The sequence below is a fragment of the Microcoleus vaginatus FACHB-2002 genome, assembly GCF_040004035.1.
Taxonomy (GTDB): domain Bacteria; phylum Cyanobacteriota; class Cyanobacteriia; order Cyanobacteriales; family Microcoleaceae; genus Microcoleus; species Microcoleus vaginatus_C.
Genome location: NZ_JAMPLN010000003.1, coordinates 22563 through 39393, shown reverse-complemented (window position 1 = coordinate 39393; position 16831 = coordinate 22563). Strand labels below are relative to the sequence as shown.

The window sequence follows — 16831 nt, the reverse complement described above, 5'->3', positions numbered from 1 at the left end:
GTGCGATCGAAGGTATCAGATTAATGTTAAACCGAATAGCAATAAGGGCGGGCAAAATGCCCACCCCACATACTAGATATCACTTTGATATCAGACTTAAATTTTTAATACCCCCAGGGGAATTCGAATCCCCGTCGCATCCGTGAAAGGGATGTGTCCTAGGCCTCTAGACGATGGGGGCGCGTCGTTGCGTTTGCTTGTGTTCCGCACCTTTATTACCTTAACTAATCTTTCCCAATCTGTCAACTACTTTGCGAAACTTTTTTTTCTAGTCATCCCAAAGCACGTCACAGTAGGCTTTGAGGATGGCGGCGCAATGGCCGATCGCCCCGAGATGAGCAATTTCAAAGCCGTGGGTGTTCTGGGTGGGGAAAGCCAAACAAGCGGCGCGGGCTACGTGGCCGAACTTCATGGCGATCGAAGCATCGCTTCCAAAACCGCTAATTACCGCCAACTGCAACTCTACACCCGATGCTGCGGCGGCTGCGCGCAATTGGGCATTCAATCCTTCATCGTAGACTCCGTAGCCGTCCTGAACCAGCAAAACCGGGTTTTCGCTGTCACGAATCGGGTATTCCCGTGCCAGAGGGCAAATTTCCAAAGCGATCAGCGCGTCCAACGGCTGGCGCTGGGTGAAATACAAAGCTCCGATCGCCCCAACCTCCTCCTTCGCCGACGCTACCAAATAAACATTCACCGCAGGCTCTTTCAAACATTCCGCCAGAGCCAGCAAAATCGCCACTGAAGCCTTGTTGTCCAGAGTGTAGCTCGCGATCCAATCTTTCAACCGCAGCGGGCGCTTGCGGTGCTTTCCCACCACCATCCGCGTGCCCGGTCGAATTCCGGCCTCGGCTAATTCCTCGGCGGTACACTTAGTTTCGATCCAGGCATTTTCCCACTTTAAAGAAACATCTTCCTGCTGAGCTTTCTGAGGAGATTCGTGAGAAACATGGCGGGAACCGAAGCTGAGAATGCCGCTAATTGTTTGCTTGTCTCCGAGCAAATCCACCACGCCTTCGCCGTAAACCCAAGGAAATGCGCCGCCCAATCTGCGGACTTCCACGCGGCCACTCTCGCCTATTGTTTTAACTAGGGCGCCAATTTCGTCTTTGTGGGCGGTAATGGCGATCGACTTTTCGGGATTGCGACCCTTAATTAGGGCGATCGCATTGTCCGCGCGATCGACGATCGCATTCACTCCCAGGGCGGCGAATTTTTCCATCAACCGCTGGTTAATTTCCGATTCCGCACCGCTGGGTGAGTGCAGCATTACTAATTCTTCGATTGTTTGGAACAGGCGATCGAACTCTAACATTTTTGATTTTCGTTTTTAGGAGCGAATTTTGACATATATTAAAGCAGATTTACTCTCTATTTCCCCGGCGATACACTTAGTTTTAATTCAGGCATTTTCCCACTTGAAAGAAACATCTTCCTGCTGAGCTTTTTGAGGAGCCTAGGAATGAAGCAATTGGACGCAGCAAAGGGCGATTGAGTAACAAGATTTATGCGAGCGCGTGGATGCGTTAGGCAATCCGTTGGGGTTTCACCTCACCCCCCGACAAACTGGTGACGCGAGTAGGAGGCAACCAACTGCAGCCGTTACTGGTGGGGGATACACTGCTGGCTAACAAGGGCTATGATCCAGATCAGCGTGTGATTGACCGCCTCAATGCCGAGGGGAAGATCACCGTGATTTCACCTCGCCGCAATTGCAAGACCCTGGAAACTTACGATGCTCAATTGTACAAAGCCCGTCATGTGATTGAGAACTTTTTCCCCAAGCTCAAGCAGTATCAGGCAATCGCTACGCGCTATCACCCTAGGGCGGTGAACTTTCCGGCGTGCGATTCTTCTGGCTGCTGCGGTCATCTGGTTGAATTGATGACACCCCCTAAATTAACTTGACAGTGCCGTAAACTAATATGCCTGACCTCTTGAGCACCTTCTTTTCTAATAATTTCATTCCTCACGGGCATTGCTACCTCTGGAAACCGGGGTTAGTCTGGCTGCACTTAACGTCAGATGCCTTGACTACCCTCGCTTATTTCTCGGTGGCGGTTGCCATTGTTTACTTTACGAATGAGCGTAAGGATCTGCCTGCCCACACGGTGATACTGCTGGTGGGTTTCTTTTTTATCTTTGCCTTATGTGGCATGACGCACCTGATGGGAATAGTGACACTTTGGCACCCTATTTATTGGGTTTCAGGACTGATCAAAGCGGTCACTGGTGCTTGGTCTTTGTATACCTTCACCTTTTTACTGATTCCCTTAATTCCAGTGGCACTCGATACGCCCAGTCCAGCTCAACTTGCCCTTACAAACCAGGAACTAGAAGAGAGTCGCCGCCGTATCCAGGCGATTAATGTGGAGCTAGAGCAACGGGTGCAGGAACGCACTGCCCAACTGGAAGCGTCTAATCGCACCAAAGACGAATTATTGAGGCGTGAACAAATAATTCGGGCAGAGGCAGAGGCCGCTAACCGTGCCAAGGATGAGTTTCTCTCGGTTCTTTCTCATGAACTCAGAACTCCTCTCAACGCGATCTTAGGGTGGTCAACGATGTTACGGCAAAAAAACCTGAGTGAGGATAAGGTGGCGCGGGCTTTGGAGACGATCGAGCGAAACGCAAAGTCTCAAGCCCAGCTCATCGAAGACATCCTCGATGTTTCTCGCATCATCACAGGTAAACTGCGTCTTCGAGTCCGTCCTGTCAACCTCGTGCCGGTGATTGAATCGGCGATTGAGTCTGTACAGTTGGCGGCTGAGGCAAAGTCAATTCGCCTGCAAAGCGTGCTCGATTCTGAAGCTGGCCCGCTCTTGGGTGATGCCGATAGGTTGCAGCAAGTTGTGTGGAATCTACTTTCTAATGCCCTCAAATTTACGCCTAAAGACGGGCGAGTCCAGATTTGTTTGCAACGGGTTAATTCCCATGTTGAAATTACTGTCAGCGACACTGGAACAGGCATCAGCTCGGACTTTCTACCGTTTGTCTTCGATCGCTTCAGCCAGCACGACAGCACGACTACTCGCAGTTATGGGGGGTTGGGTTTAGGGTTAGCCATTGTGCGTCAATTAGTTGAATTACATGGCGGGACTGTAACGGTAGTGAGTCCAGGGATAGGACAGGGGACGACCTTTACAGTCAAACTGCCCGTGATGATTATCCATCTACCACCCAGCGCTCCAGAACCATTAAACTCGCTCGTCGAGGCGACTGGGAAGTTTCCGGTCTCGCCGACCCTTGAAGGCTTACAAATCTTAGTGGTAGAGGACGAGGCTGACGCGCTAGAGTTGCTGAGCACGATTCTCGAAAAGTATGGTGCTGATGTCATGGCTGTGGCTTCGGTCAAGGAGGCCTTGACCATTATCGACACCGCAACCGAGCGCAGCCCCGATGTTTTAGTGAGCGATATTGGGATGCCGGATGAGGATGGCTACTCCCTGATCCGCAAGTTGCGTCAACTTGAAGTGCAGCGGGGCGGTAGGCTACCCGCGATCGCCCTGACGGCCTATGCCCGGAATGACGATCGTCAGCAGGCACTATTAGCAGGTTTTCAGATGCATTTGACCAAACCCGTAGATGCTGCCGAGTTAGTGGCGGTGGTGGCCAGCCTCACCGGACGTACAAGCAGGTGCTAAAATCCAGGTGTTCAAAAACAAATGTTGCGTTTGAGAATAATGGGCTTCTTTTGAAATACTCACCGACCTTTCATGTGCGGTGATTCTTGATAAATCAAACAAAAATGTTGTTTACTCGTGTAAATACCATATTGTGTGGTGTCCGAAATATCGCCGAAAAGTTTTAATTGAAGGTGTTGATACTCGATTAAAAGAAATATTGTTAGAGACGGCGATTGAGTTTGGTAGTGAATTAATCGAAATGGAAGTAATGCCAGATCACGTTCACCTTTTGGTTGAGTGCGATCCTCAGTTGGGAATTACCAGACTGATTCGGTATATGAAGGGGCGCTCTTCTCGGTATCTTCGCCAAGAATTCCCTTGGCTAAAAAGTCGATTACCAACCTTGTGGACAAATAGCTACTTTATTGCGACTGTTGGCGGTGCGCCTCTCTCAGTAATCAAGCAGTACATTTAGAATCAAAAAAATGTCTAGTTATGGATGCCAGCAAAATTTAATTAGTCCAAATCGAGAGTTAAGAAGCGTTCTAGAGTTTGTATGCGAAGAGTCGAACAAACTAGCTAATTGCGGGACTTACTATTCTCGGCAGTTGTATTTTAAAACCGGGAGAATTCCCAGCAAGTATGACTTGCACAAATTATTCAAAGAAAATCTTCATTTCAAAGCACTGTATTCTCATGTCGCTCAACAAACGTTGACCAGTGTTGCGGAGTCTTTTAAGTCGTATATTGGACTGTTGAAAGGAATTAAGGGTGGTACAGTAACGCAACGCCCCAAACTACCGAAATACCGCAAAAACAGCCTAAAACTCGTGACGTTCCCAAAAGCAGACGTAAAGCTAAAGAATGGGCAATTGAGGTTCCCATTAGGCAGTAAAGTTAAATTGTGGTTTGGCCTTGGTGAATTTCATTTACCAATGCCGTCCAACTTGGACTACAAAACAATTAGAGAGATACGCATTTTGCCAAGAAATAGACAATTTTATGTCGAGTTGATCTACCAACTTCAGCCAGTAGTAGTCGAACTAGATGTCGATAAAGCTCTGGGTATCGATCCAGGGTTGAATAATTGGTTAACTTGTGTTTCCAATGCGGGAACAAGTTTTATCGTAGATAAACGGCATCTAAAATCATTAAATCAATGGTATAATAAGCGAGTTGCAGCGATTAAAGAGCATAGACCTCAAGGCTTTTGGTCTAGGAGATTGGTGCATATTACAGAAAAGCGAAACAGGCAGGTCAGAGAGGCCGTTAACAAAGCAGCTAGATTAGTATTGAATCATTGCCTTGAGAACCAAATAGGTACGGTCGTTTTTGGCTGGAACAAGGGGATGCGCCAAGCAATAAATCTTGGCAGCAAAACGAATCAAAACTTTGTGCAAATTCCTACCGCTCGATTGAAGGATAGGATTTCTCAACTTTGTGAACAGTACGGTATTCAATTTGTTGAAACCGAAGAAAGCTATACAAGTAAGGCGAGTTTTCTAGATTCAGATGAGCTGCCTAAGTTCGGTGAAAAAACTGAAGGGTGGAAAGAATCTGGAAAGCGCATCAATCGTGGATTGTATCGTCCAAAAGATGGAAGCAAAATCAATGCAGACTGTAACGGAGCTGCAAATATTTTGCGAAAAGTATCGGCAATTTTAGGGTTATGCCTTAAAAAATTCAGTAGAGGCGTTTTGATTTCGCCTTTGAAAGTTCGTATCTGGACTCTTCAAGAATCCCCGACCCTTTAGGGCTGGGGAGTATCAACGAAGAACGAGACGCAAGCCCCTGGCTTTAGACATGGGGATAAGTCGGGAGCGGTTGAAACCGCCTTCAGTATTTAACAAAGTTTAATAGGCGTTGCTGATTTACGGTATGAAAGGCTAAATATGCCAGTCATAGAGACCAGTATCCACAAAGCTTGGGAATTTTCAACTTATTTTTTTCATACCCTGATTAAGCAACGCCTAATTTTATTGTAAGTCTTGCGTTGGTTTTGGGAACCTTTTACCTGTTTTGATGCTTGGCGCTGTAAAGATGAGTTTGAAGAATGGCTCTACGACTAAAAGCCTTCGTAAACCGTTGAATTTGTGCTGATTTAAAATGCTGCCATCATGCCGATATCGGCACTCGAACATAATAAATCAAGGAGGTATTTAAGCTAGATTTAGTATTAAACTCTCAATACAGGCTTTTCGGGATTTTCGGGATTGGGAATTAGACGCTGATTTTTGCAATCTACTAGCAAATCTAAAGTTTCTAACACAGTTTGGCCGATTAGCACCATATCGCCTAAAACCATTGCCGCCTCAATCGTTTCGCGCCCTTCTATTTCAATGATAACAGGTTCAGTCAATCCTACTGTTTCTTGTCTGCCATCAGCATATTTTGCTATTTCCTGACTCCGAATTCTTAAACCGAGCTGCTCTACTACATCCGCAGGTAACGCAGTTCTGACTGCGCCACTATCTATCAGTGCTTTTGCTTCGTACACGCGCAACAGATTTGGATTTAGCACTCCTCGACTCACTAAGGCTTCATCAAGGGAGCATCTCATATTTGTAAAAACACTTCTTCTTCCTCTTTCCTCCTGACTCCTGACTCCTGGCTCCTAACTCCAATTTCTAGCTTGGCTGCAAAAGTGAGATGCTCCCTTCATCAATGGCATTCGTTAGCTTGACTTTGACTCGAACTGCACCCTTATTTTTGCTGGATTGAGTTAGATCGCGATCGCGATTTATCATATCGCCTCTTTTCGTCTATAAAGTCTACCTTTGATTCTAGTTTTGAATTAGTGCAGCCACAGGTGTTAACCTGTAGGCTGCAACCGCAGGCAAAATATCTCTAAAGATTACTCATCTTCAGCATAGATAAACCGATACAATTCGCTAGGATCGGGTTCAGCGCTTTTCTCAGCAAAATCGACTGCATCATCAATTACTGCTTGAATTTTATTATCGATCTCTTTCAATTCTTCAGCAGTTGCCAAAGTTCGATCGATCAAATCAGCAGCCAACTTCTTAATTGGATCGCGGGGGAACCAATATTCCTTCTCTTCCTTAGAACGCAACTCATCAGGATCGGCCAAAGAATGGCCGCGAAAGCGATAAGTCAAAGCCTCGATCAAAGTCGGCCCCTCGCCGGCTCGCGCCCGCGCTATAGCTTCTTTCGCCACTTCCCGCACCGCCAAAACATCCATCCCGTCAACCTCAAAACCAGCCATGCCAAAAGCATGAGCCTTCTTGTAAATCAGTGGGTCAGAAGTAGCTCGCTCGTGGGCCATCCCGATCGCCCATTTGTTGTTTTCCACAACATAAATAATCGGCAACTTCCACAAAGCCGCCATATTCAAACATTCAAAAAACTGCCCGTTATTTGCAGCACCATCGCCAAAAAAACAAGCCGTTACCCCATCGGAACTCTCATCCCCCAAAGCTTCGCGGCGGTACTTCGATTGAAAAGCCGCCCCCGTAGCTACAGGAATCCCCTCAGCCACAAAAGCATAACCTCCCAACAATCGGTGTTCGGCCGAAAACATGTGCATCGAACCGCCGCGGCCCTTCGAGCAACCAGTTTCCTTCCCGAACAACTCCGCCATTACCTCCCGCGCCGGGACGCCCGCGCTCAAAGCGTGAACGTGATCGCGGTAGGTGCTGCTGACGTAATCAGTGTCATCCCGGCGCATCGATCGAATCACGCCAGTAGACACAGCTTCCTGACCGTTGTACAAGTGGACAAAACCAAACATTTTGCCCCGGTAGTACATCTCAGCACACTTGTCCTCAAAATAGCGCCCCAAGACCATATCCTCGTAGAGCATCAAGCCCTCATCCCGAGAAATGTTTACGCTTTGCGCGTCAAAAACTGGTAAAGTCCGTTCCTGAACCATAAATAATTAATACCCGACGATCGGCTTCCTAGACATCTAAATTTAAACCCAGATGGGACACAACCGCAGCAGAAAACGATCAAACGTTTTCTGTGCAACAGTTCACCAATTGTTAAAATGAGTAGGGCAGGCGGGGCGGATTGCCGGGACTCGGAGAACCAACTCCCATCTAAACCCCATGCCAACGAATGATATAATTCCATTACTCTCAAACCCCAAAATGCTCAAGAGTCAAACCACTCCTTTAGCTGACGGGCAGTGGGGCAAGGCATTTTCCTCACTGTAAAACGCTGTAGAGGGAAAAAAATTAGAGTATATCTACGGCAAGTCCAACATACCGCGAATGGGGCGGTTGGAAGCCAACACCAGAATTTTTGATTTGGTTTGCGGGAGTATGTCACTTAAGATAGGCTAATTCAGTTGCTAGCGCTTTGGGGAAGTGGACAGTTCTTTAACTTATGTTAATTCCACTAGATTACTACCGGATTTTGGGTCTACCGATTCAAGCTACTGCCGAACAGTTGCAGCAGGCTCACCGCGATCGAACTTTACAGCTTCCGCGCAGGGAGTATTCTGAAGTTGCGATCGTCGCCCGCAAACAACTGCTCGATGAAGCCTGCGCCGTTCTGTCAGACTCAGAGGGGCGCAAAGCTTACGATGCCAGTTTTTTAGCCAAAACATACGATCGAGAGTCGGAAGCCGCACAGGAAGCCAAGCACCAGAGGTCAAAAACCTCAGCAGGCACGGCTACAGTCCTGCAAGACGCAGGAGAAACCGCTCCGGCAGAGTCCAAGGCTTTAGAGGCTGCTCCCGACCCCCACACACCAAGTATTGAAATCGATGACAACCAATTCGTAGGAGCCCTGCTCATACTGCAAGAACTGGGGGAATACGAACTCGTACAGAAGCTGGGTCGCCCGTATCTTAACAATGGCAGCATCGCGATCGCAGAAGGTCGTTTCGGCGACCCTCAGCTCGTGAGGCCAGATATAGTTTTAACCGTCAGCCTTGCCTGTCTAGAACTCGGTCGCGAACAGTGGCAGCAAGGTCAGTACGAAAATGCCGCAAAATCATTAGAAGCAGGTCAAGAATTGCTGCTGCGCGAAAGCCTATTTGCAAGCGTGAGGGGTGAAATGCAAGCCGACATATACAAACTCCGTCCGTACAACATTTTAGAGCTATTATCACTTCCCGAAGAAAAAGTCGCCGAGCGTCGCCGGGGACTGGAAATCCTGCGAGAAATGCTTCAAGAACGAGGCGGTATCGACGGTTCGGGAGATGATCGATCGGGTTTAGGAATAGAAGACTTCCTCCGGTTCGTGCAGCAAATGCGTAAACACCTAACCAGCAGCGAGCAGCAGGCGCTATTTGAAGCAGAAGCCGGCCGCCCCTCCGCAGTCGCCACTTATCTCTCGGTCTACACCCTGTTAGCCCAAGGATTTGCTGCCAGACAGCCATCAATGATCCGTCGGGCAAAGCTGATGCTGATGCAGCTCGGTCGCCGCCAAGACGTTCACCTGGAAAAAGCTGTCTGTTCCCTGCTGCTGGGCCAGACAGAAGAAGCCAGCAGATCCCTCGAACTCAGTTCGGAAAAAGAACCCCTGGCCTTCATTCGCGAACATTCCCAAGATTCACCCGACTTGTTGCCCGGACTGTGCTTGTACGCCGAACATTGGCTACAAGAAGAAGTGTTTCCCCACTTCCGCGACTTGGCCAACGAGTCAGTGTCCTTGAAAGACTACTTTGCCGACCCGAAAGTACAAGCTTACCTAGAAGCTTTGCCACAGGACGCAGAAACCGCCAACGAATGGGTCGTCGTGCAGCCCCGCTCCGGCAAGCCCCCAGGGCGACTGCAACCGACCGCAGGCCGATCGCCCGCTGCCATACCCGCACAGCCACCCACAGCCAAGCAGGGAGCCAGCACCGTCACCTTGACCCCCGTACCAGGCGAGGCTTCCACCGCAGGATCGGGCGCGAAATCCCAGGCAACAGTGGCCGCGCCCAGCGCCGCTGCTGCCGCCGTCTCTCTCCCGATAGCGACAGTGCCACACCCGGCAGAATCGACTTCCAAACAACGCAGACGCCAACATTCAGGGCGCAGCGGAGCAAGTGGCAAGGGGCTCAAGGGCGATTTGGCCGATCGAGCGCGCACCAAGGCAGCAGAAATTACCGCCCAAGTCAAGTCCATGCCTCCAAACAGGCTGGCTTTGTTTATAGTCGCAGGTGTCCTGAGCCTGTTATTCCTGTGGTTAATACTCAGTCTGTTGGCTAACGCCATGCAAGCCCTATCCGGCCCCCTCCGAGGAGAGCAAGCCCTTGTCCGCCTGGAAGAACCGCCCGTAGAAATCCCTGCCTTGGCCGCGACCCCAGAGCCGAGCGCCACAGGCGCAGTGTCGGGAGAAATCACTGAGGCATCAGCCGGACAAATAGTTCAAAGCTGGCTGTCGGCGAAAGCAGCGGCGTTGGGCCCCAATCACGCAGTCGAAGAATTAAAGCAAGTTCTGACAGAACCGGCTTTGTCTCGCTGGCAATTGATGGCAGAAGCTCAACAGCGAAACAACGCGCACCAGCGTTACGTACACAAGCTGCAAGTTAATGGAGTTAAGACGAATCCGACTAATCCCGATCGCGCTCAAGTAGAAGCCCAAGTCGCGGAAAAAGCCGAAGTGTTCGATCGATCTCAGCTCGTTTCTTCCCGCAACGAAAACCTGCGGGTGCGCTACGACTTGATCCGTCAAGAGGGACAGTGGCGGATTATGGATTGGCAAGTGATTAAGTAAGGAATTGGTAATTAGTAATTGGTAATGGGTAATTTCTGCTGGCTAATTACTAATTACCAATTTCTGCTTTTTAGGTAAATTTTTAATTCCAAAATCGGGAGTTTTGAATTGCAGATTATTATTGAAGGCTGGCGTTTTATTTATCATTCCTATTGCGTAGCCAATCAATTTCAACTGCTGGAAATGCTCGATTGCCCGCGAAGCCAAATTGAGCTTTTCCACCGCGATATGCCCTACATTGACGCAGCTTGGGAGACGAAAATTAGTTTGTTCGATCGCCCAAATGAAACATTACTTCGCAGCATTAAGAGCCCTGCGGTAAATCAGTCAGCCGATGTTACCTTGCGAATGTACTGCCCGTGGGACTTCTCGGCATCCCGCAGCGCTCAAACTTGGGTATTTGCAGCCACAGAATGGGGAATTGTTACCAGTACAGTATTGCAGGGGATGGGTGTTAAGTCGATCGCCCAAACCCCGGTTAACTCAGAAACGAAAATTATTACACCTTCAGCTTGGTCAAAAGCCGGCTTAATTCGCAGCGGAGTTGAGGCCGATCGCATTGCTGTTGTACCTTTGGGAGTCGATCCTAAAATTTATTATCCTGCTGCGGGCGATCGGCGTCAATCACTGCGCGAAAGCTTCGGCTGGTCAAACTATTTTATATTTTTAAACATCGGAGGGCAAACGGATCGCAAAGGCATTCGCCCTTTATTAAAAGCCTTCGCTGCGGTAGTTGACAAATATCCAGATGCGAGATTAGTTTTAAAAGGTTCAGAACTGCTTTATCCGTCGAGAGACGAGATTGCTGAAGCCTGCCGAGTTGTGCTCAACGATGCGGAAAGAGCGAGGGTTTTACCGAGATTAATTTATACGGGTAGCCAGCTATCTTTTGCTCAAATAGCTGAGTTTTATCAAGCTGCAGATGCTTATGTTTCTCCCTATTTGGCAGAAGGTTTTAATCTGCCGGTGTTGGAAGCTGCAGCTTGCGGTTTGCCGGTTATTTGCACTGCGGGCGGCCCTACGGATGATTTTACGCGATCGAACTTTGCACAGCGGATTGATAGTAAATTTACGGCTGTGGTGAGTGACGGGGAAAGCTTATTTATCTTAGCTCCTGAGTGGGAACATTTGACTGATTTGATGCAAGGGGCGATCGAACAGCCTGGATTGGCTGCGAAAGCTAGGGTTGCGGGCCCGGCTTTTGTGGCTGAAAATTTTACTTGGAGGCGTGTAGTCGATCAATTGCTTGAGGTTATGGGAGGAGATAAAAAAAGAGAGGAGAAGTCTATTTTTGAGCCAATAATTTTGTAGTTTGGACGTTTCAAGCTCTAGATGGGGAAATAGGTATTTTCCGGCGTTATATAGTTAATGGTTCATACGGACCAGATAGTTTCAATCCCTGATAGGGTTTTAGGTATTTTCCGGCCGCAACGAACTAGGCTACCCGGTGATAAGAAAAAAGTTTCAATCCCTGATAGGGTTTTAGGTATTTTCCGGCGCAAGTGTTTCAGGCTATTTAAAAGCACGACTTAGTTTCAATCCCTGATAGGGTTTTAGGTATTTTCCGGCCTAAAGCCGAACTCGCCATTGACATCCTCAGCGATGTTTCAATCCCTGATAGGGTTTTAGGTATTTTCCGGCTGCGATGATGTCAAAGAGGCGGAACTTGTCTCTGTTTCAATCCCTGATAGGGTTTTAGGTATTTTCCGGCCTTTTTCTCCAATTCCCGGCGCCCAATGGGAAGTTTCAATCCCTGATAGGGTTTTAGGTATTTTCCGGCTTGGAGATTTGCTTGCTCTCAGTTCTAACGCTTCAGTTTCAATCCCTGATAGGGTTTTAGGTATTTTCCGGCAGAATACACTACACTTCAATGGATTATTTAATGGTTTCAATCCCTGATAGGGTTTTAGGTATTTTCCGGCGTATTTTGCCATCTTTGCGCGAAAGTCCCTCAAGTTTCAATCCCTGATAGGGTTTTAGGTATTTTCCGGCAATAGATATTAAACTCTCAATGTCTACCGTTTAGTTTCAATCCCTGATAGGGTTTTAGGTATTTTCCGGCGGTTCTCTTTCTGCAAATCAAAAATCAAGCGTAGTTTCAATCCCTGATAGGGTTTTAGGTATTTTCCGGCTCGGCTCTTTGACACTGGTACCTGGAGCTGAAGCTGTTTCAATCCCTGATAGGGTTTTAGGTATTTTCCGGCCTGATAGCCCAGGCGGCTGAGGGTGTTGTAAAGCACTAGTTTCAATCCCTGATAGGGTTTTAGGTATTTTCCGGCATTATTAGTATAGTTTTAGGTAACTTATTTCTCAAAGTTTCAATCCCTGATAGGGTTTTAGGTATTTTCCGGCTTGCGTGATATGATTGGTTTGCCATTTGAAAAAAGTTTCAATCCCTGATAGGGTTTTAGGTATTTTCCGGCTGTCCCGAAATATCGGGCAAGCTTCCAAAAGGCGACGGTTTCAATCCCTGATAGGGTTTTAGGTATTTTCCGGCCAACCAGAACGGAACTTCGAGTAGTCCGTAATACCAGTTTCAATCCCTGATAGGGTTTTAGGTATTTTCCGGCTCTATGTGCTTTAACATCTCTGTTATTGCGAAGAGTTTCAATCCCTGATAGGGTTTTAGGTATTTTCCGGCTTGAATGCTACCGCCCCCGCTACCACCAAGAGTTTGTGTTTCAATCCCTGATAGGGTTTTAGGTATTTTCCGGCGGGAAAGTAAATTTCAATGCCGTTGCAATTGGTGTTTCAATCCCTGATAGGGTTTTAGGTATTTTCCGGATTGACACTGAATGGTAAACAGGGAAGAGTTGATTAGTTTCAATCCCTGATAGGGTTTTAGGTATTTTCCGGCCGTTCCCAGTAGTGACCCCAAACTTCCGCCCGCGTTTCAATCCCTGATAGGGTTTTAGGTATTTTCCGGCTTTTGAGCGAGTTGGCGATCGCCTCTCCAGCAGATTGTTTCAATCCCTGATAGGGTTTTAGGTATTTTCCGGCTAAACGAACCACAGGCAATTGCCTCTAGCAAAAAGTTTCAATCCCTGATAGGGTTTTAGGTATTTTCCGGCGAAGCGCGAAACGATATCACTTGGCTATTACTCATTTGTTTCAATCCCTGATAGGGTTTTAGGTATTTTCCGGCTTGTGGCCACCGCCCCCTCGTATTTCCTGTGGGCTTTGTGGTTTCAATCCCTGATAGGGTTTTAGGTATTTTCCGGCCAAGTGCTGACCGGGAAGCGGCGCGGAAAGTTTGGGTTTCAATCCCTGATAGGGTTTTAGGTATTTTCCGGCAGGCTTGCCGTGAGACTGTTAAGAGCCTTTTGAGTTTCAATCCCTGATAGGGTTTTAGGTATTTTCCGGCTATTGTCAATGATGGAGGGGTTTACAAACGAATGTTTCAATCCCTGATAGGGTTTTAGGTATTTTCCGGCGCGAATCACTCATTACCCTCCCAGCAAATTGGATCTTAGGTTTCAATCCCTGATAGGGTTTTAGGTATTTTCCGGCAGTATCAGTTGCTTGGGTATCAGTCATTGTGATGTTTCAATCCCTGATAGGGTTTTAGGTATTTTCCGGCGGTCAATTAATTAAATTTAATGGCCAAATAATTGTTTCAATCCCTGATAGGGTTTTAGGTATTTTCCGGCTTTATATCAATCTCAGTCACGTTAGGATACAGGCCGGGGTTTCAATCCCTGATAGGGTTTTAGGTATTTTCCGGCCGGGGCAATACCTTTTGCGGAATCCCTATTAAACGTTTCAATCCCTGATAGGGTTTTAGGTATTTTCCGGCTCACCCATAAAGAAAGACAGGGGTATTGTCACAGTTTCAATCCCTGATAGGGTTTTAGGTATTTTCCGGCACTCTTACAGATGCGATCGCCCATTATCAAAAAGGCGTTTCAATCCCTGATAGGGTTTTAGGTATTTTCCGGCAGGAGACAAAGCCCCAAACCACAGGCGGCGCAGTTTCAATCCCTGATAGGGTTTTAGGTATTTTCCGGCATTAGTTACTACTAATTAATAGTATCACATATCGGTTTCAATCCCTGATAGGGTTTTAGGTATTTTCCGGCTCGACATCGTACCCGCTCTCGGAAAGTTCGTTAAGGTTTCAATCCCTGATAGGGTTTTAGGTATTTTCCGGCAATATATATATTAAGATAGAGAAAACCTATATCCCTAGTTTCAATCCCTGATAGGGTTTTAGGTATTTTCCGGCACGGTTTCGTCGCTGCCCTGGCTGTATTTTTCCTCAGTTTCAATCCCTGATAGGGTTTTAGGTATTTTCCGGCGTTTTTTCACGAAGGTAAAAATATGTCTTACGATGTTTCAATCCCTGATAGGGTTTTAGGTATTTTCCGGCCGGTGGTGGCGTGTAAATTGGTTGCGGTGGTGTGTGTTTCAATCCCTGATAGGGTTTTAGGTATTTTCCGGCGTCAGAACCCTCCTTCGCAAATCCAAAGTAGCAAGTTTCAATCCCTGATAGGGTTTTAGGTATTTTCCGGCCAAGGATACGTAGGTTAATTAATAATGTCTAATCTTGTTTCAATCCCTGATAGGGTTTTAGGTATTTTCCGGCTGGTTTTGAATCATGACAGGGCGATCGGCTGTAGTTTCAATCCCTGATAGGGTTTTAGGTATTTTCCGGCCGCCCGTTCCAGAAGCTAGAGTGTATTTGGTTTTCAAGGTGCAGTTGCGTCCAGCTAAAATAAAAGTACCATTCCAGCCTTCGGCTTGTCAATACCCGAGTTTCCATACTCACTCCAAAACCTTATCCTGTAAAGCTTTCAGACTTTGCGTCTATCTTGTTTTCACACTAGGGGCATCAAACTCTTGCTGCACATGAGTTTGAGCCGAAAAATTTGATACTCCGATTTTAACACCTACCCATTGACGCAAACTAAGCAAAAAATATTGTGCACTCAACGGACTCTACGCCACCAATACGTTCGATCTTACCCTGACAGCAAGCGCACAGCGGAAAAAACCAAATACTGTCTTCCTTGGGTTAGATGACTTTGTGCGGCGTGGCGATCGTAACTTAGACTTGAGTCCTAGACTGCATCAATCTCCTCAACTGGTTGCATGACTTTGTGCGGCGTGGCGATCGTAACTTAGACTTGAGTCCTAGACTGCATCAATCTCCTCAACTGGTTGCATGACTTTGTGCGGCGTGGCGATCGTAACTTAGACTTGAGTCCTAGACTGCATCAATCTCCTCAACTGGTTGCATGACTTTGTGCGGCGTGGCGATCGTAACTTAGACTTGAGTCCTAGCCTGCATCAATCTCCTCAAACGATTCCGCCAACCAGAAAGCAAAGCGATTAAAAAACAACTCCGATCTATCAAAAAAAATTAGCTCATATTCAACAGCTAACGACTTAGACACTTATCTCTAAAATCTCACGAAAAAGCCATATAAAAGCTGCCCCGTCGTAGAGTTATCAAAATCTATGCTTTAGAAAATCACAGACCACAACTTATATTTCACCGAAATTGAATTCCAAATTAATTGCTAGGATTGATTAGCCCCAACTTATTCAGCGAAACCTCAACTTTCAACAATAAGCGAATTTTTACCTGCCATATTTGCGGTATTTACGCTTCGCGGTTCCGAAAAATATTATTGGCGAATAGCCTAAAAATTCCCCAAATTAACTTAAAATCAGTAGAGTGGCATTTACCTTAAAACAACCTATGACAAAAGCCGAAATTAGCACCAAAAACATCACAGTTCCTAACGGGGATTTGCAAATAGCTGCATACCTAGCCCAGCCAACCTCCCCAGGACAATTTCCCGCAGTTATCGTGATTCAAGAAATCTTTGGCGTCAACTCGCACATCCGCGAAGTTACTGAAAGAATAGCAAAAGAAGGATATGTGGCGATCGCCCCAGCCATTTACCAGCGTCAAGCCCCCGGCTTTGAAACCGGCTACACACCCGAAGCCATCCAAATCGGCAGAGAATACAAAGAAAAAACCACCGCTTCCGAACTTCTGGGCGATATCCAAGCCACCATCGATTACCTGAAAACTCTACCTTCTGTCAAACCAGAAAGTTTTGGCTGCATTGGTTTCTGCTTTGGAGGACACGTCGCCTACCTCGCCGCTACTTTGCCCGAAATCAAGGCTACAGCGTCGTTCTACGGCGCCGGTATCGCCACCCAAACCCCCGGTGGCGGCACACCCACGATCGCCCGCACAGCAGACATTAAAGGCACTCTCTACGCCTTTTTTGGCACTCAAGACGCCAGCATTCCCTTAGAACAAGTTGACCAAATCGCCGCAGAATTGCAAAAACACAGTATTTCTCACCAAATTTTCCGCTACAATGCCGATCACGGCTTCTTCTGCGACCACCGCGGCAGTTACGACGCTACGGCAGCAGCCGACTCGTGGGTGCAGGTGAAGCAGCTATTTCATCAGCAACTTCAACCAGCTTAGAGAGTGGGAGATGGGGAGATAGGGAGATGGGGAGAGTGGGAAAATTTTTTCTACTGACGACTGGCAACTAAATTACTGACAA

General features: G+C 47.3%; 10 protein-coding genes, 1 tRNA gene, 1 pseudogene and 1 CRISPR repeat array. Of the genes and pseudogenes, 7 read left to right on the top strand and 5 right to left on the bottom strand.

Annotated features, from left to right (window positions below; all coding sequences use genetic code 11):
• Window positions 1–108 precede the first annotated feature (108 nt).
• Together NDI35_RS03220 and NDI35_RS03215 are read right to left on the bottom strand one after the other, a co-directional pair.
• A tRNA-Glu gene (locus NDI35_RS03220) sits at window positions 109–181 on the bottom strand.
• A gap of 87 nt (window positions 182–268) precedes the next feature.
• Entirely contained in the window at window positions 269–1315 is a 1047-nt protein-coding gene (locus NDI35_RS03215; RefSeq protein WP_445311474.1) for a M42 family metallopeptidase, read from the bottom strand.
• A 254-nt stretch (window positions 1316–1569) separates the two neighbouring features.
• Between NDI35_RS03215 and NDI35_RS03210 the strand changes: the two genes are divergently transcribed.
• The 4 genes from NDI35_RS03210 (at window position 1570) to NDI35_RS03195 (ending at window position 5380) form a co-directional block, all read left to right on the top strand.
• On the top strand, window positions 1570–1908 hold the full coding sequence (locus NDI35_RS03210; protein WP_445311473.1) for a transposase: 339 nt from the start codon (window positions 1570–1572) through the stop codon (window positions 1906–1908).
• A 17-nt stretch (window positions 1909–1925) separates the two neighbouring features.
• On the top strand, window positions 1926–3644 hold the full coding sequence (locus NDI35_RS03205) for a hybrid sensor histidine kinase/response regulator (RefSeq protein ID WP_445311472.1): 1719 nt from the start codon (window positions 1926–1928) through the stop codon (window positions 3642–3644).
• Window positions 3645–3723: 79 nt separating this feature from the next.
• Window positions 3724–4101 carry an IS200/IS605 family transposase gene (tnpA, locus tag NDI35_RS03200; RefSeq protein ID WP_445311471.1) on the top strand — a complete coding sequence of 126 codons (378 nt, stop codon included), beginning with the start codon at window positions 3724–3726 and terminating at the stop codon, window positions 4099–4101.
• A 10-nt stretch (window positions 4102–4111) separates the two neighbouring features.
• Window positions 4112–5380 (top strand): RNA-guided endonuclease InsQ/TnpB family protein, encoded by a 1269-nt coding sequence (locus NDI35_RS03195; RefSeq protein ID WP_445311470.1) that lies wholly within the window; start codon window positions 4112–4114, stop codon window positions 5378–5380.
• A 422-nt stretch (window positions 5381–5802) separates the two neighbouring features.
• On the opposite strand, the gene NDI35_RS03190 is transcribed toward NDI35_RS03195, so the two are convergent.
• A complete protein-coding gene (locus NDI35_RS03190; protein ID WP_445311469.1) occupies window positions 5803–6186 on the bottom strand; it encodes a retroviral-like aspartic protease family protein in 384 nt (127 codons plus the stop codon).
• A 294-nt stretch (window positions 6187–6480) separates the two neighbouring features.
• Window positions 6481–7518: a pyruvate dehydrogenase (acetyl-transferring) E1 component subunit alpha gene (gene pdhA / locus NDI35_RS03185; protein WP_445311468.1), complete on the bottom strand. Its 1038-nt coding sequence runs from the start codon at window positions 7516–7518 to the stop codon at window positions 6481–6483.
• Window positions 7519–7976: 458 nt separating this feature from the next.
• Between pdhA and NDI35_RS03180 the strand changes: the two genes are divergently transcribed.
• Window positions 7977–10298: an IMS domain-containing protein gene (locus NDI35_RS03180; RefSeq protein WP_445311467.1), complete on the top strand. Its 2322-nt coding sequence runs from the start codon at window positions 7977–7979 to the stop codon at window positions 10296–10298.
• A 108-nt stretch (window positions 10299–10406) separates the two neighbouring features.
• Entirely contained in the window at window positions 10407–11609 is a 1203-nt protein-coding gene (locus tag NDI35_RS03175; RefSeq protein ID WP_445311466.1) for a glycosyltransferase family 4 protein, read from the top strand.
• Window positions 11610–11687: 78 nt separating this feature from the next.
• Window positions 11688–14953: a CRISPR direct-repeat array (repeat unit 37 nt; unit sequence GTTTCAATCCCTGATAGGGTTTTAGGTATTTTCCGGC).
• Between the two features lie 251 nt (window positions 14954–15204).
• Here NDI35_RS03175 and NDI35_RS29610 read toward each other — a convergent pair.
• Window positions 15205–15312: pseudogene (locus NDI35_RS29610) on the bottom strand (CRISPR-associated endonuclease Cas2); the annotation flags it as partial.
• Between the two features lie 690 nt (window positions 15313–16002).
• Between NDI35_RS29610 and NDI35_RS03170 the strand changes: the two are divergent.
• Complete coding sequence (locus NDI35_RS03170) at window positions 16003–16749, top strand: dienelactone hydrolase family protein (RefSeq protein WP_445311465.1); 747 nt, start codon at window positions 16003–16005, stop codon at window positions 16747–16749.
• Window positions 16750–16831 lie beyond the last annotated feature (82 nt).

Bases quoted from the DNA above. Each gene is read 5' to 3' on its own strand.
- NDI35_RS03190 (WP_445311469.1), bottom strand. From the start codon at position 6,186: ATGAGATGCTCCCTTGATGAAGCCTTAGTGAGTCGAGGAGTGCTAAAT.
- NDI35_RS03180 (WP_445311467.1), top strand. From the start codon at position 7,977: ATGTTAATTCCACTAGATTACTACCGGATTTTGGGTCTACCGATTCAA.
- NDI35_RS03205 (WP_445311472.1), top strand. From the start codon at position 1,926: ATGCCTGACCTCTTGAGCACCTTCTTTTCTAATAATTTCATTCCTCAC.
- NDI35_RS03195 (WP_445311470.1), top strand. From the start codon at position 4,112: ATGTCTAGTTATGGATGCCAGCAAAATTTAATTAGTCCAAATCGAGAG.
- NDI35_RS03170 (WP_445311465.1), top strand. From the start codon at position 16,003: ATGACAAAAGCCGAAATTAGCACCAAAAACATCACAGTTCCTAACGGG.
- NDI35_RS03215 (WP_445311474.1), bottom strand. From the start codon at position 1,315: ATGTTAGAGTTCGATCGCCTGTTCCAAACAATCGAAGAATTAGTAATG.
- pdhA (WP_445311468.1), bottom strand. From the start codon at position 7,518: ATGGTTCAGGAACGGACTTTACCAGTTTTTGACGCGCAAAGCGTAAAC.